The 23713-nt window shown below is 41.6% G+C and carries 21 protein-coding genes; 13 read left to right on the forward strand and 8 right to left on the reverse strand.

Going from position 1 to position 23713, the window contains the following annotated elements; genetic code table 11:
- Positions 1 to 48 precede the first annotated feature (48 nt).
- From accD to leuB, 4 genes are all read right to left on the reverse strand, one after another.
- Positions 49 to 999: an acetyl-CoA carboxylase, carboxyltransferase subunit beta gene (gene accD, locus FD724_RS27950; protein ID WP_114083749.1), complete on the reverse strand. Its 951-nt coding sequence runs from the start codon at positions 997 to 999 to the stop codon at positions 49 to 51.
- 528 nt (positions 1000 to 1527) lie between these two features.
- The gene (locus FD724_RS27955; protein WP_179074850.1) at positions 1528 to 2418 is read right to left on the reverse strand and encodes an A24 family peptidase; all 891 of its coding nucleotides are present in this window, start codon (positions 2416 to 2418) and stop codon (positions 1528 to 1530) included.
- Positions 2419 to 2562: 144 nt separating this feature from the next.
- Positions 2563 to 2823, reverse strand: a complete 261-nt coding sequence (locus tag FD724_RS27960; protein ID WP_012409327.1) for a hypothetical protein — start codon at positions 2821 to 2823, stop codon at positions 2563 to 2565.
- 90 nt (positions 2824 to 2913) lie between these two features.
- Positions 2914 to 4002 carry a 3-isopropylmalate dehydrogenase gene (gene leuB / locus FD724_RS27965; RefSeq protein ID WP_179074851.1) on the reverse strand — a complete coding sequence of 363 codons (1089 nt, stop codon included), beginning with the start codon at positions 4000 to 4002 and terminating at the stop codon, positions 2914 to 2916.
- Between the two features lie 249 nt (positions 4003 to 4251).
- Between leuB and FD724_RS27970 the strand changes: the two genes are divergently transcribed.
- The 8 genes from FD724_RS27970 to FD724_RS28005 all read left to right on the forward strand — a co-directional run bounded on the left by FD724_RS27970 (position 4252) and on the right by FD724_RS28005 (position 12645).
- Complete coding sequence (locus FD724_RS27970) at positions 4252 to 5106, forward strand: mechanosensitive ion channel family protein (protein WP_179074852.1); 855 nt, start codon at positions 4252 to 4254, stop codon at positions 5104 to 5106.
- A gap of 205 nt (positions 5107 to 5311) precedes the next feature.
- Positions 5312 to 6262 carry an ABC transporter ATP-binding protein gene (locus FD724_RS27975; RefSeq protein WP_179075646.1) on the forward strand — a complete coding sequence of 317 codons (951 nt, stop codon included), beginning with the start codon at positions 5312 to 5314 and terminating at the stop codon, positions 6260 to 6262.
- A 44-nt stretch (positions 6263 to 6306) separates the two neighbouring features.
- Complete coding sequence (locus tag FD724_RS27980) at positions 6307 to 8076, forward strand: ABC transporter permease subunit (RefSeq protein WP_179074853.1); 1770 nt, start codon at positions 6307 to 6309, stop codon at positions 8074 to 8076.
- Positions 8077 to 8179: 103 nt separating this feature from the next.
- The gene (locus FD724_RS27985) at positions 8180 to 8662 is read left to right on the forward strand and encodes a pentapeptide repeat-containing protein (RefSeq protein ID WP_163935504.1); all 483 of its coding nucleotides are present in this window, start codon (positions 8180 to 8182) and stop codon (positions 8660 to 8662) included.
- 65 nt (positions 8663 to 8727) lie between these two features.
- Complete coding sequence (purT, locus tag FD724_RS27990) at positions 8728 to 9891, forward strand: formate-dependent phosphoribosylglycinamide formyltransferase (protein ID WP_179074854.1); 1164 nt, start codon at positions 8728 to 8730, stop codon at positions 9889 to 9891.
- Positions 9892 to 9967: 76 nt separating this feature from the next.
- On the forward strand, positions 9968 to 10930 hold the full coding sequence (gene cysK, locus FD724_RS27995; RefSeq protein WP_179074855.1) for a cysteine synthase A: 963 nt from the start codon (positions 9968 to 9970) through the stop codon (positions 10928 to 10930).
- A 15-nt stretch (positions 10931 to 10945) separates the two neighbouring features.
- The gene (locus tag FD724_RS28000) at positions 10946 to 11647 is read left to right on the forward strand and encodes a J domain-containing protein (protein ID WP_179074856.1); all 702 of its coding nucleotides are present in this window, start codon (positions 10946 to 10948) and stop codon (positions 11645 to 11647) included.
- 125 nt (positions 11648 to 11772) lie between these two features.
- Positions 11773 to 12645 carry a 6-carboxytetrahydropterin synthase gene (locus tag FD724_RS28005; protein ID WP_179074857.1) on the forward strand — a complete coding sequence of 291 codons (873 nt, stop codon included), beginning with the start codon at positions 11773 to 11775 and terminating at the stop codon, positions 12643 to 12645.
- 162 nt (positions 12646 to 12807) lie between these two features.
- On the opposite strand, the gene FD724_RS28010 is transcribed toward FD724_RS28005, so the two are convergent.
- From FD724_RS28010 to FD724_RS28020, 3 genes are read right to left on the reverse strand one after another with little or no spacing between them, the layout of a single operon-like run.
- A complete protein-coding gene (locus FD724_RS28010) occupies positions 12808 to 13365 on the reverse strand; it encodes a Uma2 family endonuclease (protein ID WP_179074858.1) in 558 nt (185 codons plus the stop codon).
- Positions 13366 to 13397: 32 nt separating this feature from the next.
- On the reverse strand, positions 13398 to 14366 hold the full coding sequence (locus FD724_RS28015) for a PrsW family intramembrane metalloprotease (RefSeq protein ID WP_179074859.1): 969 nt from the start codon (positions 14364 to 14366) through the stop codon (positions 13398 to 13400).
- Positions 14359 to 15279 carry a class I SAM-dependent methyltransferase gene (locus FD724_RS28020; protein ID WP_179074860.1) on the reverse strand — a complete coding sequence of 307 codons (921 nt, stop codon included), beginning with the start codon at positions 15277 to 15279 and terminating at the stop codon, positions 14359 to 14361. The genes FD724_RS28015 and FD724_RS28020 overlap by 8 nt, the downstream gene beginning before the upstream one ends.
- A 255-nt stretch (positions 15280 to 15534) precedes the next feature.
- On the opposite strand from FD724_RS28020, the gene FD724_RS41155 reads away from it, so the two are divergent.
- On the forward strand, positions 15535 to 15669 hold the full coding sequence (locus tag FD724_RS41155) for an MscL family protein (protein WP_256874375.1): 135 nt from the start codon (positions 15535 to 15537) through the stop codon (positions 15667 to 15669).
- 10 nt (positions 15670 to 15679) lie between these two features.
- Entirely contained in the window at positions 15680 to 15967 is a 288-nt protein-coding gene (locus FD724_RS28025; protein WP_256874376.1) for an MscL family protein, read from the forward strand.
- 76 nt (positions 15968 to 16043) lie between these two features.
- Here FD724_RS28025 and FD724_RS28030 read toward each other — a convergent pair whose 3' ends face one another.
- Complete coding sequence (locus FD724_RS28030; protein WP_179074861.1) at positions 16044 to 17723, reverse strand: DUF3352 domain-containing protein; 1680 nt, start codon at positions 17721 to 17723, stop codon at positions 16044 to 16046.
- Between the two features lie 553 nt (positions 17724 to 18276).
- Here FD724_RS28030 and FD724_RS28035 point away from each other — a divergent pair.
- The 3 genes from FD724_RS28035 to FD724_RS28045 all read left to right on the forward strand — a co-directional run bounded on the left by FD724_RS28035 (position 18277) and on the right by FD724_RS28045 (position 23679).
- Positions 18277 to 20916 (forward strand): M1 family metallopeptidase, encoded by a 2640-nt coding sequence (locus FD724_RS28035; protein WP_179074862.1) that lies wholly within the window; start codon positions 18277 to 18279, stop codon positions 20914 to 20916.
- Between the two features lie 637 nt (positions 20917 to 21553).
- Entirely contained in the window at positions 21554 to 23278 is a 1725-nt protein-coding gene (locus FD724_RS28040) for an AarF/ABC1/UbiB kinase family protein (RefSeq protein WP_179074863.1), read from the forward strand.
- 26 nt (positions 23279 to 23304) lie between these two features.
- The gene (locus FD724_RS28045; RefSeq protein WP_114083765.1) at positions 23305 to 23679 is read left to right on the forward strand and encodes a hypothetical protein; all 375 of its coding nucleotides are present in this window, start codon (positions 23305 to 23307) and stop codon (positions 23677 to 23679) included.
- The last annotated feature ends 34 nt before the right edge of the window (positions 23680 to 23713 follow it).

The raw sequence follows: 23713 nt of genomic DNA on the forward strand, positions 1-23713 counted from the left end.
ATTCTCCTTGTCCCCTTGTCCTCTTCCCAATTCCCCATTCCCCACGTTCTATTCTGCGGCGGTAGAAGTTAAGGACATTGTTTCCCACAACACCATGTGAGGTGGTGTTAGTACAGGCTGGTGTAGAGCAATTAGCTGGGCTAGGGTGGTCTTTAATTGAGTACGGGGTACGATATCATCAACAAAACCATGCTGGAGCAAATCTTCAGCAGTCTGAAAATTTTCGGGGAGTTTTTCTCGTAGGGTTTGCTCAATCACTCGCCGACCGGCAAAACCAATGGTTGCCTTGGGTTCTGCCAAAATAATATCGCCCAACATTGCAAAACTTGCGGTAACGCCGCCCGTTGTGGGATTGGTCAAAACGGGAATATATAATAGTCGCGCGTCTTTATGACGCTGTAGGGCTGCGGAGATTTTCGCCATCTGCATCAGGGAAAGCATTCCTTCTTGCATTCTCGCGCCGCCGGAGGTGCAAACGATCACTACAGGATACCGCCGTTGAGTGGCTTGCTCAATCATCCGGGTGAGTTTTTCTCCCACAACCGAACCCATACTACCACCCATGAAGCGGAAATCCATAACCCCAAGGGCAATGGGCAAACCATTGATTTGACCTAAACCAGTGTGAACTGCGTCTATTAAGCCAATTTTATCTTGTGTTTCCCGCAGGCGATCGCTGTAGAGTTTGCGATCGCGAAATTCTAGCGGATCAGTTGGACGCAAATGCTCGTCTAGAGGTTTCCAGGTATTATTATCTATCAATTGGCGAATGCGCTCATCGCTGTCTACCCGATTGTGATGACCGCATTCGGCACAAACCATCTGATTAGCTTTCAGGTCTTTTGTATATGCCAAGACACTGCACTTAGAACATTTATGCCATAAACCATCAGCAATTTCACGTTCTTGTCGTTCAAGGCTGGTAGATCCTGATTTCCGTCGATTTGCAAACCAATCAAATAGAGACTTTAAACCACGTGATTCTTCGTTGTTAGCCATTTTTTATTTTATTTTAAGTGGGTATGAGGTCGAAAACATATCAAACCGTATTGGGTTGTCCTTAGTCACGAGTCATTTTTTTTTACTAATGACTAATTACTACATCGTCAAACTACGCTTTTAAGCAATTCAGACCTTAATTTTCATCTTTGGTTGCCAGCTTAACGAAAATACTTATACCAATACAAGTCTCCTGCTCTTTATTTTCAGCAGACTTAATTATATTGACGTACTGACAAAGCCATGAGAATACCAACCTCCAAATAAGATGCTCTTCCTCTCCCACCCAAATCAGTGATTCGTATTGCTAGGTTATGAACGATCGGCATCTGTTGCAATAGTTGTGCTTGCTAACGGTTAATCGTCATCAAGAGGGTAATACAAGTCACAAGCAGAATATTATCAAAATATGAAGGGGCGATGGGGTAATGTTGGTTACAGTCACGAATTATAAATTTTTCTTATGAAAGGGCATTCGATATGGGTTACTCCCCTTATCCCCCTTCTCTCCATACTCGCGACTGCAATTCAAGACGCTGGAAAAAATAACCGCAGATAGGTAGACAAAATTGCTTCGCCACTAAACAGGGTAATCAGAGATCCTAAAGCGAGAAAAGGGCCAAAAGGCATCTTTTGTCCTAACCTGTGTGTCGATGTCTCTTCATTAGCGGCTCCTCTACCAGACGCTGCGCGTAGCTTGCTTCGACCTAAGAGTATCCGTTTATGCATAATAAGACCACTGCCAATTAAGGCTCCCAGCGCACAGGCAATAAAACTAGCTAAGAGCAAATATTTCCAGCCTAACCAGGCTCCCATCATGGCTGCTAACTTAGCATCACCCGCGCCCATTGCAGTTTTCCCAAAGGCAATTGAACCCAATAGGGCGATCGCATTAAATAGCCATAAGCCCAAGACTGCACCTACTATGGCCATCATAAGGTGATTTACCAATGCCACAGAACTTCCTTCTGGTAGATAACCAACCACCATTTGGAATAAAATTCCTACCACTAAACCAGACTGAGTAAGTGGATTAGGTAAGGTCATTGTATCCAGGTCAATCAGCGATAGTGCCAATAACCAACTACAAAAAGCCCAATAGCCTATTGTGAAAGTCGAAACTTGAAATACTAAAAAAACCGCTAAAAAAATTATGCCCGTCACCCCTTCTACCACGGGATAACGGACAGAAATTTTGCTTTTGCAATATCGACACCGCCCTCTTAATGAAATCCAGCCAAATACTGGTACATTGTCGTAAGCTTTTAGCTGGTTTAAGCATTTAGGACAACGAGAAGGCGGCCAAAGAATTGACAATCCAGCAGGTAGCCGATAAACAATAACGTTGAGAAAACTGCCAATAGATGCACCCAAAGCAAAGACCATTACACTCGCTGAAATAGCGAACAAAATGTCCATATAGTCATTAGTCCTTTGTCATTAGTTCTGTGTCATTTGTCGTTTATCTTTTGTCTTTTGTCATTAGTCCTTTGTCGAGAACTAATGACTAATGACCAATGACTAATGACCAATGACTAATGACTAATAACTAATGACCAATGACTAATAGATATGTGATTCAATTTGACTTAAGGGTACAAAACACTCTTGAGGTAAAAGAACTGGTTGGTTAGTAAAAATAACCTTACCTCGATGATTAACACGATTAATTGCTACACCGGAAGGTTGACCCGCGATTTCGGGATGAACTTCACAGTGAGTATAGTATATCTGCCCAGCAGCTCTGATTACAGCAGGATCAATCAAAGGCGATTGGTTCTTTGGGGCGGTGAAATTTACTGGATTCTGTCGTAATGCGTACACTATCGACTGTTATTTGATTGCTAGATTTCCCTTTAGTCTACCCGAAACTTATGGCAAAGGTTGCCAAATTGGCCAGGTTGCACTTTAAAATTATTTTTGTTCAAGAGCCTTAATGAGTGAGTCTCCCATAGCGCGGCAACCCAGGAGGTTTTTTCCTGGAGAAATTATATCCCCAGTGCGATCGCCTTGTTCTAAAACTTGCAATACAGCTTGTTCGATATGATCTGCCGCTTTTGGTTGATCTAAGGCGTAGCGTAGCATCATCGCTGCACTCAAAACCTGTGCTAGAGGATTGGCCTTATCCTGTCCTGCAATATCTGGGGCGGAACCATGAACTGGTTCAAATACACCAGGCCCAGAAGCACCCAAACTCGCTGAGGGTAACATCCCAATACTACCCGTGAGCATGGCAGCAGCATCAGAGAGAATATCGCCAAACAAATTGCCTGTAACAATGGTGTCGAACTGTTTGGGAGCGCGTACTAACTGCATAGCAGCATTATCTACATATAAATGAGAGAGTTCGATATCTGGATACTCCTCAGAAAGTTGGGTGATGCGATCGCGCCACAACTGAGATACTTCTAATACGTTTGCCTTATCCACCGAACAAAGTTTTCCACCGCGTTTTCGGGCTGCTTCAAAGGCCACCCGCCCAATACGTTCAATTTCCGATTCGCTGTAAACCATTGTATTTACACCGCGTTTCTCACCGGTTTCTGTAGCAAAAATCCCTTTAGGTTTACCGAAGTAAATTCCACCAGTGAGTTCACGCACCACCATAATATCCACCCCTTCTACAACTTCGCGTTTCAAAGTCGAGGCATCGATTAGCTGGGGCAAAATTTTCGCTGGGCGCAAATTGGCAAATAAGCCCAAACCTGCGCGTAGCCCTAACAAACCTGCTTCTGGGCGTAAATTGGATGGCAGAGAATCCCACTTGTAACCACCAATTGCTGCAAGTAATACAGCATCACTGTTACGGCAAGTTTCTAGAGTGGCAGATGGTAGAGGTTCGCCTGTAGCATCAATTGCTGCACCACCGATAAGTGCTTCTTGGAATTCAAACTTCAGATCAAATTGCTTCCCTACGACTTTCAGCACATCTACCGCCACTGCCATAATTTCAGGGCCAATGCCATCGCCGGGGAGTAGAGTAATGCGGTAGTTCTGGGTCATAGCTGGTTGTTATTGGGTAAATGCTTGCAGATTAAATATCATACCGAGCAAGTGTACCAATGGAGTTGTTAATTTATTTGCGAGTCGGGAAATTAATCTGGCAAATATTTCGATACTCAGCAAGTATGAGAACTTCTCTCAAAAACTCAGCTATAGAATCTAAAAATTAAAAAAAACTATCTATAGGAATTTTTTGTTGAAATTAGTTGTATGTTTTTATGTTATTAAACGCAAACACAAAACTGGTTTATGAATTTTAATCAAATAGGTCAAGTTGCCCTTCAACTGTTAACTCTGTTTGGACTTAAAGTTTTAGGCGCAATTCTTATATGGCTGATTGCTCAACGCTTGATTGATTTTGCATTGAAGCTAGTACGACGTGCTTTCCGAAGCCAACAAATTGACCCGACACTAATTAACTATCTTCTGAATATCATTGGTGTAACGCTGAAAATTGTTCTAATTGTGGCAATTCTCGGCTTCTTTGGGGTTGAAACAACTTCCTTTGCCGCATTGTTAGCAGCAGCTGGCATTGCAATTGGTGCAGCATGGGGAGGACTACTGGCAAACTTTGCAGCAGGCGCATTTTTAATTGTTTTTCGACCCTTCAAAGTTGGTGATTTCATCACAGCTGGAGGTGTCACAGGCACTGTTACAGAACTTGGACTGTTCACAACTGGTATTAATACACCTGATAACGTCTTGACGATTGTTGCCAATAATAAAATCTTTGCTGATAATATCCAGAATTATTCCGCCAATCCTTACCGTCGGGTTGATTTGGTGGCTCAAATCCATCATGATGTGAAACATAACGAAGCGATCGCACTTTTAAAAGCGAAAATTAGCCAAATTCCTAATGTCCTCGAAAATCCAGCGCCGGATGTAGAAATTCAGGATTTCAACTTTGCAGGGCCTGTACTAGCAGTACGTCCTTATTGCAATAACGATCATTACTGGCAAGTTTATTTCGACACTAATAAAGCTATCCGTGAAACCTTTAGCGAAGCTGGATATCCAGTTCCCGAATACCGTTATGCAATTAGCGGTTCATCTGCTCATGGAATTAATAACGTCATCCCACCACTATCCGAAATAACTTGATACTAGAGCAAAAAGTCAAGATTGTATTTGCAAAGTTTTCCTAAATAGCAGAATAAGAATTAATAAGTAGTTAAGGTTTATGCCTTACCTACTTTTTTATGTCGCCAATTTCCTGAGAGTCAGTTTCAATTTCCGAAACAAGCCTGACAGAAGTTGTAGAAAGAGGTTACGTTAAGTGTTAATTACAAGCCGCACCCCAGCAGCAATGGTAAAAGAATTAGCAATTTGCACCCGTGGACTAACTAAGCAATTTGACCGACACGTTGCTGTCAATGATGTGGATTTAGAAATCCAGGCGGGGGAAGTATATGGACTGATTGGGCCCAATGGCGCAGGTAAAACAACTCTCATCCGCATGTTGGCAACTGCTGAAGAACCAACTACGGGTGAGATTTATATTAATGGCGATCGCCTACTCCGTGACAAGAGTAATCCCAAACTTAAGCGTCGTCTAGGCTACTTACCCGATGACTACCCACTATATGAGGATTTGACAGTCTGGGATTACCTAGATTATTTTGCGCGTCTCTATCGCTTGCGAGAACCGCGCCGCACTCAACGTCTACATGAAGTTTTAGAACTCATCCAACTTGGAAATAAACGCAATAGCCAGATTTCTACTCTGTCGCGGGGGATGAAACAGCGCTTAAGTTTAGCGCGAACCATTATCCACGAACCGATTTTACTACTACTAGATGAGCCTGTTTCTGGGCTTGACCCCATCGCCAGGATGCACTTCCGCGAAATCATTAAAGCTTTGCAAGAAGCTGGGATGACTGTAATTATTTCTTCCCATGTTCTCAGTGATTTAGCGGAACTGTGTACATCTGTGGGAATTATGGAACTTGGCTTCTTGGTAGAAAGTACTTCCCTACAGCAACTTTACCAACGTCTTTCGCACCAGCAAATTGTGATATCCACTCTGGGGAACCTGGAGACACTTTTAAGGGAATTGAAACATCATCATTTAGTAGAAGAGTGGGAGGTGATATCAGGAAAAAACAGCGTGCGGGTAAATTTTTCGGGTAAAGAAGAAGATAGTGCTGAGTTGTTGCGATCGCTCATTAAAGCAGATATTCCTCTGACTGATTTTCACTGCACCCAAGAAGACTTAGAAACTATTTTCTTAAAATTAGGTCACAAACAAGCATCTTAATTTGCCAACAAATATAACTCCCCATTTTTGGAGAATTTTTTCTGATGATGCCCAATTTTATAGACAAAATCGGCGATTGGAATCCGCAACTATTGCGGGAACTCAAAGGAAGGCTGAAATTTTTTAATGTTGCGATCGCAGTTGCAACATCCTTACTACTGCAACTGGTAGTTTTTTTATATCAGTTACGCGAGTTTCCTGACGATCAATACTCACTAACAAACACATATTGTCGTTTAAGTCAAGTATATCAACGGCAACAAAACCAAACTTACCAGCAATCAGATCAATATCAAATTCCTAACTTAAATGATTTACTCACAAAGAATATTTGTCCCCAAAATCAAATTGATTGGCAGTTGTGGTGGCGAGATCATTGGGAATATATATTCCTGACTTTGAGTGTAATTTTTGTATTTACACTATTAGTCGCAGGAACTTATTTATTAATCAACGATTTAGCCAAAGAAGAAAGTCGCGGTACATTGAATTTCATCCGTCTTAGCCCTCAATCAGAAACTAGTATATTAACTGGAAAATTACTAGGAGTTCCGAGTTTAGTTTATCTCGTCATCTTAGTTGCAGTTCCCTTACATCTGTTGGCTGGACGTTCTGCCGAAATTGCCTTTAGTTACATTTTGAGTTACTACGCTATTCTTGTTGCTAGCTGTATTTTCTTCTACAGTTCCGCATTGCTATTTGGTTTAATTAGTCGTTTGTTTAGCGGTTTTCAGCCTTGGTTAGGTAGTGGTGCAGTACTGCTTTTCTTGTTCACAGTAATGGGGTTTGCATCATCGTCTTCTAGCAACATTTTAAATAATTCAACTGCTTGGATAAGGCTTTTCGCTCCTTGGGATACAATAAATTATCTGTTTCCTAACTTGTTACGTGTATACAATGGTTCTCAACTGAAAAACTTAGAGTTTTTCTATTTACCATTAGGGACAAATGTTGTTAGTATTGTTGGTTTACATTTATTAAATTTGGGAGTGTGCAGTTACGGAATCTTACAAGCTCTGAAACGTTCATTCCGTAATCCTCAAGCCTCAATTATTAGCAAGGGACAAAGTTATGTATTAGTAGCTTTTTGTCAGGTAATGATGTGGGGCTTTACCTTACAATCTTGGAACAATAATTCCAACTTTTATGAACAGGTTGGGCAAAATTTAGTTTTTCTGGCAATATACAACTTGGGGTTACTTTTCAGTTTGATTGCCATTATTTCCCCTCATCGTCAAGATGTACAAGATTGGGCAAGATATCGACATCAAGAAGCTTCTAGCCGCAAGAGTGTTTGGCGGGATCTAATCTGGGCTGAAAAAAGCCCTGCACTTGTAGCGATCGCTATTAATCTGGCAATTGTTACTATCCCTTTGCTAGTCTGGATTTCAATTACATCTGTTTTCGATACGGACTATAGCCATAATGGGGCGGGTGACAATTTTAACAGGTTAAAAGTACTTTCATCTGTAGCTTTGTCTATCAGCATAATCATGATTTACGCTACCATTGCCCAATTAATACTTTTGCTGAAAACTCCCAAACGTTCTTTCTGGGCAATAGGTACTATAGGTACGGTAACGTTCTTACCACCGATGATTCTAGAATTTCTTGGCATCTCCTCGTGGAAACATCCTACTGTATGGCTGTTTTCACCCTTTCCGTGGTCAGCGATCCAATATTCTGGGGTGACAACAATTTTTATGGCATTCCTGGCTCAGTTGAGTGTTTTAGCATTGTTAAATTTCCAGTTGACAACGCAGGTAAGATTAGCAGGTGAATCTGCTACGAAAGCATTGTTAGCAGGACAATAAGTAACTTTTTATACATGAGAGCCCCGATTTCTGTGAGAAGTCGGGGTTCTTGTATTAAGGTTAAACTTTTAATTAGCACAAGTATAGTAATAACCTGACAATGATGCTAAATCTGCCGACTCAAGACCTACGCCATACAGCCATCCAGTTTTTAGAACAAAGTCCCCTACAGCGTCTACAAATTCTTAAGCAACTGGGAATTGCTCGTTATGAGTTTTTAACTAAAATCCGCCTAAATGAAGCAAATATCATCTGTATGATGCGGTTTTTTAAATATCCAAGTCAGCTAAAATTTCCAAATCTAATAGGAGCAGATTTATCTGGCTTAATTTTAGATGATGTAAACTTCATCCGAGGAAATTTGTCTGGAGCAAATCTACAAGGTAGTAGTTTAGTCAATGCAGACCTCTTATTTGCAAATTTAATGAAAGCCGATTTGAGAAATGCAGATTTGCGAGGTGCAACTTTGGATGAGACTATTTGGTTAGAGACTCTAGTAGATAAGTGTCACCTGGGTCTAGGTACTGGTTTAACTCTGCTACAACGTCAAGATTTACAACTGCGCGGGGCTAGATTTAACTCCTGAAAAGACGTTAATTGAAACACAAAAAATTATAAGATTATTTGATCGGGATTGGTCTGGATAAGTTGATGAATATTAAGTTGCCCCAAAAATTGATGCTGCTAGGTTCAGGAGAACTAGGGAAAGAATTTGCGATCGCGGCTCAACGTCTTGGTAATTATGTGATTGCCGTTGACCGCTATCCCAATGCTCCCGCTATGCAAGTTGCTGATGCATCTGAAGTGATTTCTATGCTCAGTGCTGATGATTTAGAAGCTGTAGTGACAAAGCACCAGCCAAATATTATCATACCAGAAATTGAAGCTATTAGAACAGAAAAACTGATCGAATTTGAGCAGCGAGGGATTACAGTTATACCAACTGCGGCTGCCACTAACTATACAATGAACCGCGATAGAATTAGGGAACTGGCGCATCAACAATTGGGCATCAGAACGGCTAAATATGGTTATGCAACAACCCTAGAAGAATTGATTACAGTTTCTGATGAAATTGGGTTTAGTAATGTTGTTAAACCTGTGATGTCATCCTCTGGTAAAGGTCAGTCTGTAGTGCAGGATAAGAGTGAAGTTGAGAAAGCTTGGAATTATGCGATCGCAAATTCTAGAGGAGACAGTCAAAAGGTCATCGTAGAAGAATTTATTAATTTTGAAATCGAGATAACATTATTAACAATTAAACAGTGGAATGCACCGACTATTTTCTGTCCTCCGATTGGTCATCGCCAAGAACGAGGAGATTATCAAGAATCGTGGCAACCCGCACTAATTTCTGAAGATAAGATATTAAAATCTCAAGAAATAGCAATAAAAGTTACTGATGCTTTAGGAGGAGCCGGAATTTTTGGCGTTGAATTTTTCATTACCAAAGATGAAGTGATTTTTTCCGAACTTTCTCCCAGACCGCACGATACGGGAATGGTGACATTAATCTCACAAAATCTCAATGAATTTGAACTACATCTAAGAGCAATTTTAGGTTTGCCAATTCCTCATATAGAACAGCTAGGAGCCTCAGCTAGTGCGGTAATTTTAGCTTCGGAAAAATCTGATTCTATTGGTTTTACAGGTGTAGCCGATGCTTTGTCAGAAAAAGATGTCGATATTAGATTATTTGGTAAACCTAATGCTCATCCATATCGACGAATGGGAGTAGCTTTAGCCAAGGGTCTGAATATCCAAGAGGCTAGAGAAAAAGCTACTAAAGCCGCAAGGAAAATCAAAATTATTTAATCAAAAGCTGATGCTCTGCTTCTAAAGCAATAACAAATGACAAATGACAAATGACTAAGGACTAAGGACTATAATTATGCGAATTGCTCGTAACATTACAGAACTTGTTGGTCGTACCCCCCTAGTTCGGTTGAACCGCATTCCTCAAACAGAAGGATGTGTTGCGGAAATTTTGGTGAAACTGGAAAGTCTCAACCCATCGGCATCAGTCAAAGACCGGATTGGGGTCAGCATGATTAACGCCGCCGAAGAGGAGGGACTGATTACTCCTGAGAAGACAATATTAGTAGAACCCACTTCTGGAAACACAGGAATTGCCCTAGCAATGACAGCAGCAGCTAAGGGTTATCGATTAATTTTGACAATGCCAGAGACCATGAGTGGTGAGCGTCGGGCAATGTTGCGGGCTTATGGAGCAGAACTGGAACTAACGCCAGGTATGGAAGGCATGAGTGGGGCAATTAGACGAGCGCAGCAAATAGTTAATAGTACGCCAAATACCTATATGTTGCAGCAGTTCCGCAATCCAGCTAATGCAAAAGTGCATCGGGAAACTACAGCTCTTGAAATTTGGGAAGATACTGATGGACAAGTAGATATAGTTGTGGCGGGTGTGGGCACTGGTGGTACGATCACTGGGGTAGCAGAAGTGATTAAAGCACGCAAACCTAGTTCTAAAGCGATCGCAGTTGAACCAGCCAATAGCCCAGTTTTATCTGGGGGACAGCCAGGGCCACACAAAATCCAAGGAATTGGCGCTGGGTTTATTCCCCAAGTTCTCAAGATAAAATTGATAGATGAAGTGATTACCATCACCGATGACGAAGCGATCGCTTATAGTCGGCGTTTGGCAAAAGAAGAAGGGCTACTATCTGGCATTTCCAGTGGAGCCGCTTTATGTGCAGCAATTTGCGTTGCTCAACGTGAAGAAAACAAAGGGCGTTTAATTGTGATGATTCAGCCCAGCTTTGGTGAGAGGTATCTGAGTACACCGTTGTTCCAAGACCTGGAGGCAAGGTTGCCCGCTAGCGTTGGTTAACGATACATTGAATTAATGGTCAATTCTAAGCACGTTTCTAACCATTACGAAACTCTCAAAGTTAGTCCAAGTGCCAGCCTTGCGGAGATTAAGCAAGCTTATCGCCGCTTGGTTAAGTTATTTCATCCTGACAGTAATCAGGATACAGCCGATCGCGATCAGATTATTCTCATCAATGCAGCTTATGAAATCTTAGGTGACAACCATAATCGCCGCAATTATGACCAACAACTGCAAAATGATTCTCAAAAATTAAATAGCGATCGCCAACAGCGTACAGCATCGGCGCAAAAGCATTACCAGACAAAACGAAAAACCGGACGGGAAGCTGACGAGCAAGTTGAAGAATGGCTGCGTCGAGTTTATCAACCAGTCAATCATCTACTTGATGGTATTCTCTATTCTCTAGAGGAGCAAATAGAGCAATTAGCTGCCGATCCTTTTGATGATGAGTTGTTAGATGAATTTCAGGAATACTTACAAACCTGTCGAAATGACCTCAAACAGGCACAAATTACTTTTCGATCTCTGCCGAATCCTCCTAATTTAGCAGGAACTGCGGCTAACCTCTATTACAGCCTCAATCAAGTAGCAGATGGACTTGACGAGTTGGCTTATTTTCCTTTGAGCTACGATGAGCGTTATTTACACACAGGTCAAGAACTATTCCGCATAGCTACGAGATTACATTGCGAGGCACAAGCATCTGTTATATAGTCATTGGGCATTGGGCATGGTCAAATAACAAATGACTAATGACTAATGACTACTGACAAACAAATTAGTTTATGCTGGAAACAGAAAAAGATTAAGAAATTTTAAATTCTGCTCATAGTGTACTCATGCAATGTATTGTGAATCGCCGCGCCCAGTTTTCGGCAAGTCATCGCTATTGGTTGCCAGAACTGAGTGAAGCCGAAAATATTGAAAAATTTGGTGCTTGCTCTAAATTTCCTGGACACGGACATAACTATGTCTTATTTATCTCCCTTGCGGGGGAATTGGATAAGTATGGTATGGTGCTGAACTTGTCTGATGTCAAACACGTAATCAAACGAGAAGTTACCAGTCAATTGGATTTCTCTTATATCAACGATGCGTGGACAGAATTTCAACAAACTTTACCCACCACTGAGAATATTGCCCGGATTATCTGGCAGAGGTTAGCACCGCATTTGCCTTTAGTCCGTGTGCAGTTATTTGAACATCCTGAACTTTGGGCAGATTATCTAGGAAACGCAATGGAAGCATACCTTACTATCAGTACTCACTTTAGCGCCGCCCATCGGCTAGCTCATCCTCATCTCAGTAACGAAGAAAACACTGAGATTTATGGTAAGTGCGCCCGTCCGCACGGCCACGGACACAACTATCATCTAGAAGTCACCGTCAAAGGAGAAATTGACCCACGCACTGGCATGATTGTCGATTTAGGGGGTTTGAATCAAGTCATAGAAGATTATGTGGTTGAACCATTCGATCACACTTTTTTAAATAAAGACATTCCCTACTTTGCCGAAATTGTGCCCACTGCTGAGAATATCGCACTTTACATTAGTAATTTATTGCGATCGCCCATTCAAGAATTGGGGGCTAAACTTCACAAAGTGAAACTGATTGAAAGTCCCAATAACTCCTGCGAAATTTACTGTACGGAGTCAGAATCAGATTCAGTCAGCGCAGATGTGAATCAGCCAGTATTAGCACGAGTTTAGGTAATTGAAAATCCCGGCATAGGACATTTTTAATAATTCGTAATTCGTAATTATTAAAATTTATTTTATTCTCTTCGGTTCTCTGCGGTTTAAAAGTGATTTATTTAACCGCAGAGGCACAGAGAACACAGAGTAAAGAGGATAATCGAAAAGAATCCAAGTCTAGAAAAGTTTACTCACTAAGCAGGTGAAACCATTTAGCAAAGGACTTGTCAATTCATCTTGACTAAATAAAGTAACTGCTAACTTTAATGCAGCCTGTTCACGACGATAAACTTCAACTTTCTTCTGTATAGAATCGCAAATCCAATATTCCTGAACTCCTTGCACTGAGTACAGCTTTAACTTTGTTTCCTTGTCGCGTTTCTCGTTTTTTTCACCAGGTGAGAGAACCTCTACTACTAACTCTGGTGCGCCCGTGAGGTGTCCAGCTTCATCTAGTAAGTATTTCAACCGTTCATGACTTGCCCACACCACATCAGGGATCACATTGTCAGAATCTGAGAACATAATTCCAGGTGCAATCGCAGCTTTACCTAAACCAGTTTCATCTGACCAATTGTTAAGAACTGTAACAATATTGCCACAGCTTGATTGATGATCCCAACTAGGTGATTTAGTCACAAATAGTTCTCCATCAATAATCTCATAACGATTTCTGCGATCGCCAGCGAATAACTCTAGGTCATCTGTCGTCCAACGCACTGGAGTTGTTTGCATAGAAACCCCCTAGCATTTTCTTAAATCATATTTTAAAAATACCGACGACGGGCGGAATGTCGCAAATAGCGATAAATGCCCCAAGCTAAAATTCCAAAAAAGAGATTTAGCAAAAAGCGACTAAATATAAACCACAAAATATAACTGTCCAAAAGCTTTGACGGACTCAAAGGAATAATTTTATTGGCTAAGAGAAACAGCCCAAAAATAGCATTTCCACCCAGCACGAGGGCAAAAAGCACTAAACCCCTCTGCCAGTAACGGCGTTGGGGTGTACGTTCTGAAATTAGGGTAATTACAGGTTTACCTTGCACTTTTCGCAGTAATTGTTCTAGTCGCCAAAACATCCACAATAAAAACGGAAATAAACCATAATTAAGGAAACATAGCGCTCGTGAGTAACTGCAAGCACTAGATAGAATATTAACTAAGGCATGACAGATTACAGAATTCAGCCAAGCCCAAAGAATGAACTTCCTGTCTTGATGTAACCGATTCTTAGACGAAATATACATTGCCAAGGCATATCCCCAAGGCGCAGAGAACATGGCATGGACTGGCGTGCTAATAGTACGCCCAAGAATTGATCCTGTATTGTGAAAAAGATAAATCCAGTTTTCTTCGGCGGTAAATCCAAGGGCAACGGCTATGGTGAAGAGGAAAACGGTTGAGGGAAGTAATCGATACGTGCGTTGCAAATAGTAGGTTGGCACAACAACCCCTGCTAACTTGCAGCCTTCTTCAATTGAACCTACTTCTACAAGCTGCCGTAAGATTGCACCAGGGAGCGATCGCTTGATCCGTTCCCAGTCTACAACCCAATTGACTACAGTTTCAAAATTCCATTCAAGTCTAAGGGCTAAAAGACCAGATATTGCCCCGATGCCAAAGAACATCAGTAACTTTAACAGAGGTGGGGCAAATGGTACTCGATAGTAGTAGTAGCCTAGCAGCAGCAAGGGTGGTATTGCTGACCACAGCAGTAGAGAAAAATCAACCACTCACCTGAGCAATTACTGTGCGGTGACGGTGGGTATTGTTGGTAATAGTGGGAGTTTGGAAACCTGCCTCAACAAAAGCTTGCTCAATATCCAAAGCAAAATATTCATCTAAATACGGTTCAGTACTTTTGAGCAACGTCAAAATATAGGCTGGCATTTTCTGGTAAACTTCAGACTTGGGATTCATATCCATGATTGCCAAGTAGCCACCTGGACGCAGCACGCGCCGCATTTCAGCAAAAATCTGTCGGGTTGCTGACTGCGGTAATTCGTGACACATCAAGAAAATTGAGACTAAATCAAATGAGGCATCTGGTAGCCCAGTAGATTCTGCTTGGGCATGAAGCCAGTTAATTTTAGCTTGGCGTTGTTGGGCCCGGTAATTGGCAACAGCTAAGAAGTAGGGAGATAAATCCAAGCCTGTAATTTTGGCATGGGGATAAATTTCTTGCATGGTAAATGTACTTAAACCCACACCACAGGCCAAATCTAGGATTTCTTGGGGTTGATTGGGGATTTGCGCTTTGAGGATATCGTGGTAACTTTGGCGCAGTCTAGCATCTCCTTCTGCTCCAGCATCCTGCCAAATTCCAGCATGGACAGTACGAGCAGCAACTTCTAATTCGCAAGCAGCTTTCCAACTGAGGTTTCCACCTTCGTAGGCATGGAATGACCGCAAATAGTATTCTGGGTAGGAAAGCTCAGGATTTTGTACTTGAGCTAGATCAGCCTTCCAATCATGCGCTTGTAGTGTTTCGACTTCTTGCGTCCAAGGTACGCCAATTCTCTCCGCACGTTTAATCATCATTTGACGGGCTTGATGTTTGGCTAGGTTGGCTAAAGGCTTGATTGCCAGTACGCCATTTACCAAGCGGGAAGCGAAGCCAGGAGTAGTTTTTACAGTAGCAGTCATAAATTAATTTGCGTTCACAGCTTTTTTACTTATGACATAATTGCTGGACGGCAGTCTAGAAATGAATTGAATTATATAACGATGTCATGGAATTTTGATATGGAAAATTTTGGTGTGATTTGTTTTTCCAGAGAATCATACTGTTCTCCAATTTATACACTTCATTGAAGATTGACAAAATCTATCTCAACAGAGAGGGAAAAAAGTTGAGTGCCATATAAAAAAAGACTACAACTAACTTATTGAGTCTCAAGTATGGCAAGAGCAAGAAGAACAAGTGGCTTTTTAAGGGATTTTCAAGAATTTGCTTTCAAAGGCAATGTAATTGACTTAGCGATCGCAGTCATCATCGGTACTGCCTTCAGCCGGGGTTATCACCTCCTTTGTTGAGGATGTGATTATGCCATTGATTAACCCTTTGATTAGCGTGAGTGGCAAAGAATGGAGAACAATCGCCATAGGCCCAGGAATTGCGATCGGTCAATTTCTTGGCGCAATCATTGACTTTTTAATCATTGCCTTGATCTTACTTGTAGCAATTCGCACCTTACAAAAATTGAAGAGGCAAGAGGATGTTCCCGTAGAATCCCTACCATCAGACGCTAATGTCATAGCTCAGCAAAGGCTGACTGGGGCGTTGGATAGACTGAGCCAGACATTGGAATCTCGGAATCATGAAGTGTTGTAAGTGGGAGCAGGGAGTAGAAGGGAAAGAGATAATTTTTAATTCTCCCCCTTGCTCCCTGCCCCTTGTGCCCAATTTCCTATTTTGCAGAAGGCTTGAGAGCTAACAACATCTCTAATTCACTGGTGGATTTATCGGGGCTATTAGCAGTAAAACCAAGACCACGAATGGAATTGAGGATGGTGATGGTATTGGCATCAGATGAAATTAAACTATTGACCAGGGGCACAGTTTTAGTTTTATCCATATCCAAGTAGAAATAGCCGCCGTTGGGCTTTTGCAAAGAACCAGTAACGGCTTTGAAAGCGTCGCTATTATTAAGAGATTGATTCTTGCGATCGCTGATTGCGTCAGCAATTGGGCCACCAAGAGCCACAAATACAGTATCTTGATCCAGCCAACCATGCGCCAATAAAGCTCCCTGTTTAGGGATTTGCCATTCAGTTACGTCTTTACCACCAATATTTCTATTGGCAATGTTGATTTGTTGTACTTTGGCCAAAGTATCCAATTTTGTCAAGGTGGCTTCGGCTGTTTTGCGATCGCTAGTGTCAAATACTAAAGCACCGCCAAAACCAACACTGGCTAACACTCCTTGATTGGATGGAATAGCACCAAAGGCAAATTCCCCATTCATCCAACCAAAAATATCTTTATCCAGGTCAATATTGGCAATTTTCACTTGTCCTCGTGCTTGCTCCAGGGCCTGCTTCATTTCTGGATAATCTTTTGACTGTTCTACTAAGGTTTCCCAGCCACGGCTGATGCCATTGCCGCTAATCAGAGCAAAGGTATCAGTCGGAAATTGCCCGACTATATTTCCCGGACTTGATTGATACTGGAATTTATTCAGCTGCGGATCTAAATTAGCGATCGCTTTTACCCGCACTCCCGCATCATCAACACCAACACCCGCTACCACAGATTTGATCTGCTTCAGTTGCGCCAAGGCTTGTGGAGGTAACTGCTTTGCTTGCTGATTTCCGGCAGTTAACTGCTGTACCATACCTGCATAGTCTGGTACATAAATTTGGGCGAGGCTATTTTTAACATCCACTCCTTTACTGAGAATGCTACTTGCACCTTCTTTACTGGCAAAAGAAGACTGTCCCTTAAAGGTGTCAATTGCTTTTTCTACAGCTTGCTTTTCGGGGGCTAATATCAAGTGACTATTATTTAAAACTACGCTATATGTCGGTTTGCCATTTTCTGTAGTTTCAAGAATTTTTTGACCTTGGTAGTCAGATTCTTGGGATTTCACCCCTTTCTGTGACTTCAATTTGTTAGCAAAATTCAAGGCACTGATTTTATCCTTGATTCCCACTACTATCAGGATATTTGATTCCTGCTGTAAATTTGTTGGTACATTAGGTGCGCCGGAGGGCACTTTTAGCTGTGCAGGTTTCACAGAATTTGGTGGTAGTACAGCAATCATCACACCACCAACCCAAGGCTTTAGGTCTTTTTCATAAGAAACGTTACCGTCACTGAACATTTGCTTATTGAAATCTTCCAGACCTTTTGCCACTAACTTTTGTGCTTCTGGAGTGCCAAATTGCTGTAACTTTGCCCAAGCTTGAGGGTCAGTAGTAATATAAGTTGCCATCAATGCTGTTGAAGGTACTAATTTGGCACTGCCGAGAGCGTCTGAGCTACTTCCTGATGGGCCTTTCAAATACATATAAGCCGCGATACTTCCTGCTACAACGAGAGCAGCACCAACCGCAGGAATGAAAAACTTTGATTTACTTTCGGGCATTTTATTATCCTCTTTTGCTCAGATTGTCACCGAGATTTATACAAGTGTCACTGTAGAGTTTTCGGATTTATTAATAATTTCCGCTCATCGATCGGTATTTACTGATAAAATTAGTAGTCCTATAAGCTAGCAGTCTCAAATAATTACCCTAAAAAAGACTCCAAGGGAATGAGGAGCGAATCCGCAAATGATATGCTGTTCATCTCAAATAAAATAGCCTGCTCAACAGCAGCAAGTTATCCTAAGTTATAAGAACAATTAGGAGTATTTGTACTTAATGAGAATCTATCGAGGTGCAAGAGACACTTGACTCGATGACAAAAAAGTGCAAAACATCAGTAAAAGGAAATGCGGGAGGGATATGGAAAAAAGTCCCAGGATCGATAGTCGATCTTCGGAAACTTGGGTGAGATTAATTTCAATCCTCCAATCCCCAATGGGAATCTTAACCCCCATACTGCCCTATTGATTTGGGAAATACAGATACCGCTATTTTGCTTAATTACATCTAGCCAAGCCAGACTTTTCAGGATTACAAGGTCAGTAAGGATCAATGTCGAAGTCTTATTTTGATACAGATAATAACGGACACAAACCTTTTGAGTTACCGGGAGCAAGACCACACTACAATCCCGATCGCCCCGGACAGGTGGAGCATATTTTTCTCGATCTCAGCTTAGATATCCCTAAAAAAAGCTATCAGGGCAGTTGTAGCATTCGCCTCTTGCCAATCCGTAATGGCATTGACCGTTTGACTTTGGATGCTGTCAACCTGAATATCGAGTCTGTGCAGGTGGACGATGTGCCACAAAATTTTGACTACGATGGGGAACAGCTTTCTATCCAACTTTCTGAGACGACTCAGATTGGTAAACGCTTGCTGATTGCGATCGCCTACTCGGTGGAAAAACCACAACGCGGCATTTATTTTATCCAACCAGATAAGCACTATCCAAACAAGCCTACTCAAGTTTGGACTCAGGGAGAAGACGAAGACTCTCGCTTTTGGTTCCCCTGTTTTGACTATCCAGGACAATTGTCTACTTCAGAAATTCGCGTTCGTGTCCCCAACCCTCTGGTGGCGATTTCCAACGGCGAACTGATTGACACCATAGAAGATGGTGATTATAAAATCTACCATTGGTTACAGCAACAAGTTCATCCTACCTACTTGATGACTTTGGCAGTAGGTGACTTTGCCGAAATTCAGGATGAGTGGAAGGGTAAACCAGTCACCTACTACGTAGAAAAGGGGCGGGAGGAAGATGCTAAACGCAGCATGGACAAAACTCCGCGCATGATCGAATTTTTGAGCCAAAAGTATGGTTATCCATATCCTTTCCCGAAATATGCTCAGGTTTGTGTAGATGACTTCATCTTTGGCGGGATGGAAAACACCTCCACAACCTTGTTAACAGATAGATGTTTGCTGGATGAACGCGCCGCTTTAGATAACCGCAACACCGAAAGTTTAGTCGTCCACGAACTCGCCCACCAGTGGTTTGGTGATTTGGTGGTGATTAAGCATTGGTCTCATGCTTGGATTAAGGAAGGAATGGCTTCCTATTCTGAGGTGATGTGGACAGAACAGGAATATAGTCTAGAAGAAGCAGCTTACTATCGTTTTTTAGAAGCTCGTCGTTACATTAGTGAAGATAGCAGCCGCTACCGTCGCCCGATGGTAACACATGTTTACCGCGAAGCTATTGAACTTTACGATCGCCATATCTACGAAAAAGGGTCTTGTGTTTATCACATGATTCGCGCCCAATTGGGAGATGAATTATTTTGGCAGGCTATTCAAACATTTGTCCAAGATAATGCCCACAAAACTGTAGAAACTATAGATTTACTCAGGGCGATTGAAAAAGCTACTGGACATAATCTTTTGTTCCTCTTTGACCAATACGTTTATCGTGGTGGCCATCCCGATTTCAAGGTAGCTTACTCTTGGGATGGAGATGCTAAGTTGGCAAAAATTACGGTAACTCAAACCCAAGCTGCTGAAGGTAACAATAGCAGTAAGGATTTGTTTGATTTAAAAATACCTATTGGTTTTGGCTATACCCAACCAGAAGTCAAAAGTGAGGAGTTAGGAGTTAAAAATAATTCCAAACTCACAACTCCTAACTCACAACTAAAAATCTTTGTAGTACGGGTAAACGAACGAGAACAAAGTTTCTATTTTCCCCTAGAAAATAAGCCCCAATATATCAGCTTTGATGTTGAGAATAATTACCTAAAAACAGTAGCTTTAGAGTATCCAATAGCAGAGTTAAAAGCACAATTAGAATCTGATCCCAACCCAATTTCGCGCATCTATGCAGCAGAAGCTTTAACGAAAAAAGGCGGGTTAGAAGCAACAAAAGCACTATCTGCGTCCCTCAAAAATGACCCATTGTGGGGTGTGCGTGTGGAAGTGGCAAAACAACTAGCCAAAATTAATTTAGACCAAGCTTTTGATGGCTTAGTTCTGGGATTAAAAGATAAAAATGCTTACGTGCGACGATCTGTAGTGGAAGCACTTGCTCAAATCAAAACTGCTGAAAGCTATAAAGTTGTAAGAGGGTTGTTGCAAAAGGGCGATCCTAGCTACTACGTGGAAGCAGCAGCCTCTCGTGTGATTGGCGCGATCGCATCTGCAAACTTGGAAGAAAAACCCAAGGAAGATAAGGTACTAAAGCAACTCAAGGGCATTTTAGAAGAAAAGGCGGGTTGGAATGAAGTAGTGCGGAGTGGTGCGATCGCTGGTTTAGCTGAATTCAAAACCTCGGAAGCAGCTTTAAATCTACTACTCGAATACACCAAAATCGGTGTACCACAACCTCTACGTTTAGCCACAATTCGCGCTTTAGGAAAGATTTCTGTAGGTCAAAGTCCGGTTAATTTGGAACGGATTTTAGAAAAACTAGCAGAACTAGCCAAAGAAACCTTCTTTTTAACGCAAGTGGCGGTAGCAGCAGCATTGGGACAAATGGAAACACCTAAAGCAGTCGGAATTTTGCGATCGCTAGCTGAACAAACAGCCGATGGGCGTGTCCGTCGCAATGCTGAAGAAGAAATTTCCAAGGTGCAAAAGAACATCGGTTCAGAAAAAACCCTCCGTCAATTGCGTGAAGATTTCGACCAACTCAAACAACAAAACCAGGAATTGAGAAGCCGTTTAGAAAACTTGGAGGCCAAATCTAAATAGCAGCAGATGATAATTAAAAGTTGGTAATTGGTAATTGTGGTAAAACCACTACCAATTACCAAAGTTGTATTTAACGTTCTAATTTTTATTATTCAAAAAGCTTCTTAATATACACTCTCTTACAAAAATCGATTTTACTTAAACAGTTATTTTTTACACATATAACCTGATAATTTTCACTTAATTCGATAGGTATAAATAAACATAATATCAAGATTCATGACTTTCCCACATAAGTCGTGAATCCTTATCCTGAGAGGTTTATGTTTAATTTAAGTTTATCTACTTACTACTGTGATGTGTAGCTGAAAGCAAACATGGTTACGGATTTCTCATATCCTAACCAAATTTACAGATACAGGTAGATATTTATATTTATATAAAATAAGGTTAAGAAAAGATAAAATCATCGAAAAGATGGATAAGTAGTTGTAGTTTTATAAAGTATAATTAAGAAAAAGATAAACAAATCTAGGAAGTAATTTAGGCTAAAACTGTCTCGAACAGTACCCCAGAAAGGCAGAGTTCGAGTTGTTTCAGATAAAAAACTACCGCTATCTTTTGCCTACAACTAACTTGTGGGTTTAGTAGAGAAACAATCATTGTAAATTTTTCAGTTGAAGAGGCAAATAAAGGCGTGGGTCAGTATCAACCTACTCAGCTAAAGCTCTATAATCCAGATGCGATCGCTCGCTATTATAGTTACCGTCCTTGGCTAGCCTGGGGGCGACTGCTGAGAATTATCTCCTCTTTTGCAGTATTTATAATCAGTCTCAAGTGGGACGAATGGCAAGACAAAGTTGAGCAGAACAAGGGTAAACGAGCTATCCAGTTGCGAGAACTGCTCACCCGCCTCGGCCCGACTTTTATTAAAGTTGGTCAAGCCCTCTCCACCAGACCTGACTTAATACGTAAAGATTTTCTAGAAGAACTGATCAAGTTACAAGATCAGTTACCACCTTTCGATAATGCGATCGCTTACAAAATTATCGAAACCGAGCTAGATCGTCCAATTGATGAATGTTTTAGCGAACTCTCACCTCACCCAGTCGCAGCAGCTAGCTTGGGTCAAGTATACCGTGGTCGTCTAATCAGTGGCGAAGAAGTCGCAGTGAAGGTGCAACGCCCAAACTTACGCCCAACTCTTACCCGCGACCTCTATTTATTGCGCTGGGGTGCGAGTTGGGTAGCTCCTTGGTTGCCTCTGAATCTCGGTCACGACCTCACTTTAATCGTGGACGAGTTTGGCACGAAGCTATTTGAAGAAATCGACTATATAAATGAAGGCCGCAACGCCGAAAAATTTGCCAGCAATTTCCGTAACGACCCACAAGTTAAAGTTCCAGGAATTTACTGGCGTTATACCAATACCCACGTTTTAACCCTGGAATGGATTAACGGCTTCAAGCTGACGGATACTAAGAGCATCCGCGAAGCAGGTTTAGACCCAGAAGCGATTATCCAAATTGGCGTGACTTCAGGATTGCAACAGCTCCTAGAACACGGCTTCTTTCATGCTGACCCCCATCCGGGTAATTTATTTGCTGTACCCGATGGCCGGATGGCTTATATCGACTTCGGCATGATGGATCAGTTGGAAGAAAACACCAAAGAAACACTGGTAGATGCGCTAGTGCATTTGGTGAATAAAGACTATACCGACTTAGCCGAAGACTTCGTAAAATTAGGATTTCTGACTCCAGACACAAATATTTGCCCGATAGTGCCAGCATTAGAAGCGGTGCTAGGAAATGCCATTGGCAAAAATGTCAAGGATTTTAACTTCAAAACTATTACCGATGAATTTTCGGAACTGATGTACGAATATCCTTTCCGAGTTCCGGCGAAGTTTGCTTTGATTATTCGTTCCTTGGTGACTCAAGAAGGTATTGCCCTGAGCCTCAACCCAGATTTCAAAATTGTGGAAGTGGGTTATCCCTACATAGCACGGCGGTTACTGACAGGGGAATCGCCTGAGTTACGGCGGCGATTATTGAATGTGTTATTCAAAGATGGTAAATTTCAGTGGCAGCGTTTAGAGAATTTAATTGCGATCGCTCGTAGCGATAACAACTTTGATGTATTGCCCACAGCCCAAATGGGTTTCCAATTTTTAATGTCGGAAGAAGGCAAGTTTCTGCGGCGACAGCTGGTGCTGGCTCTCACTGAAGATGACCGCCTCCACACCGAAGATGTCCAACGCCTGTGGAACCTAGTTAAAGATGACTTAAAACCGGATCGTTTATTAAATGCAGCGATCGGCATTTTAACTAATTTATCTAGAGAAGGCGCGGCGGCTATTTTGCCAAAAGCTACATTTCTAGTGCCTTTTACTGGAAACCAGTCAGCAATTAAAAACTAAAAAACTATAAATCAGGAGTTTTAATAATGTACTATTTTCCTTTACAACCACCCTATTTCCTCTTACTCGTTGGCTTTTTGACAGCATTAACATCTGGTTTGGCATTATCTGGCACTTTGAAAGTAATTGTGCAGAATTGGCCAAGCGAAAAAGCAGAAAATACTGAACCACGTTCTTCTCTAAAACAATTACTTGTGCCATTTATCGGTATCACTGGCGGGACTTGTCTATTTCTGTCTTCAGGCTTAGAGATATTTGGCTTTCCCTCCACGTTGGCTTTAGGAGTCGGTCTACCAATTAGTTTGTTTACTTGTTTATTAGTTTGGTTGCAGCTGGGAAGTATGATGACCTTTATAGAACGAGAAGGGATGCAATCTTTAGATTTAGATTCTTTTTCTTAGATTGATAAAATATGTTTAAGTTATTGTTAACTGA

Origin of the sequence: Nostoc sp. C057 (genome assembly GCF_013393925.1) — a bacterium.
Lineage (GTDB): Bacteria > Cyanobacteriota > Cyanobacteriia > Cyanobacteriales > Nostocaceae > Nostoc > Nostoc muscorum_A.

What these genes read in the sequence shown, in the direction of transcription:
- FD724_RS28020 (WP_179074860.1), bottom strand. Translation starts at nt 15,279, where the DNA reads ATGACTGCTACTGTAAAAACTACTCCTGGCTTCGCTTCCCGCTTGGTA.
- FD724_RS28030 (WP_179074861.1), bottom strand. Translation starts at nt 17,723, where the DNA reads ATGCCCGAAAGTAAATCAAAGTTTTTCATTCCTGCGGTTGGTGCTGCT.
- FD724_RS28010 (WP_179074858.1), bottom strand. Translation starts at nt 13,365, where the DNA reads ATGCAAACAACTCCAGTGCGTTGGACGACAGATGACCTAGAGTTATTC.
- cysK (WP_179074855.1), top strand. Translation starts at nt 9,968, where the DNA reads ATGCGAATTGCTCGTAACATTACAGAACTTGTTGGTCGTACCCCCCTA.
- FD724_RS27955 (WP_179074850.1), bottom strand. Translation starts at nt 2,418, where the DNA reads ATGGACATTTTGTTCGCTATTTCAGCGAGTGTAATGGTCTTTGCTTTG.
- FD724_RS28000 (WP_179074856.1), top strand. Translation starts at nt 10,946, where the DNA reads ATGGTCAATTCTAAGCACGTTTCTAACCATTACGAAACTCTCAAAGTT.
- FD724_RS41155 (WP_256874375.1), top strand. Translation starts at nt 15,535, where the DNA reads ATGGCAAGAGCAAGAAGAACAAGTGGCTTTTTAAGGGATTTTCAAGAA.
- leuB (WP_179074851.1), bottom strand. Translation starts at nt 4,002, where the DNA reads ATGACCCAGAACTACCGCATTACTCTACTCCCCGGCGATGGCATTGGC.
- FD724_RS27985 (WP_163935504.1), top strand. Translation starts at nt 8,180, where the DNA reads ATGCTAAATCTGCCGACTCAAGACCTACGCCATACAGCCATCCAGTTT.
- FD724_RS27975 (WP_179075646.1), top strand. Translation starts at nt 5,312, where the DNA reads ATGGTAAAAGAATTAGCAATTTGCACCCGTGGACTAACTAAGCAATTT.
- FD724_RS28025 (WP_256874376.1), top strand. Translation starts at nt 15,680, where the DNA reads ATGCCATTGATTAACCCTTTGATTAGCGTGAGTGGCAAAGAATGGAGA.
- FD724_RS27980 (WP_179074853.1), top strand. Translation starts at nt 6,307, where the DNA reads ATGATGCCCAATTTTATAGACAAAATCGGCGATTGGAATCCGCAACTA.
- FD724_RS28045 (WP_114083765.1), top strand. Translation starts at nt 23,305, where the DNA reads ATGTACTATTTTCCTTTACAACCACCCTATTTCCTCTTACTCGTTGGC.
- FD724_RS27970 (WP_179074852.1), top strand. Translation starts at nt 4,252, where the DNA reads ATGAATTTTAATCAAATAGGTCAAGTTGCCCTTCAACTGTTAACTCTG.
- purT (WP_179074854.1), top strand. Translation starts at nt 8,728, where the DNA reads ATGAATATTAAGTTGCCCCAAAAATTGATGCTGCTAGGTTCAGGAGAA.
- FD724_RS28005 (WP_179074857.1), top strand. Translation starts at nt 11,773, where the DNA reads ATGCAATGTATTGTGAATCGCCGCGCCCAGTTTTCGGCAAGTCATCGC.
- accD (WP_114083749.1), bottom strand. Translation starts at nt 999, where the DNA reads ATGGCTAACAACGAAGAATCACGTGGTTTAAAGTCTCTATTTGATTGG.
- FD724_RS28035 (WP_179074862.1), top strand. Translation starts at nt 18,277, where the DNA reads ATGTCGAAGTCTTATTTTGATACAGATAATAACGGACACAAACCTTTT.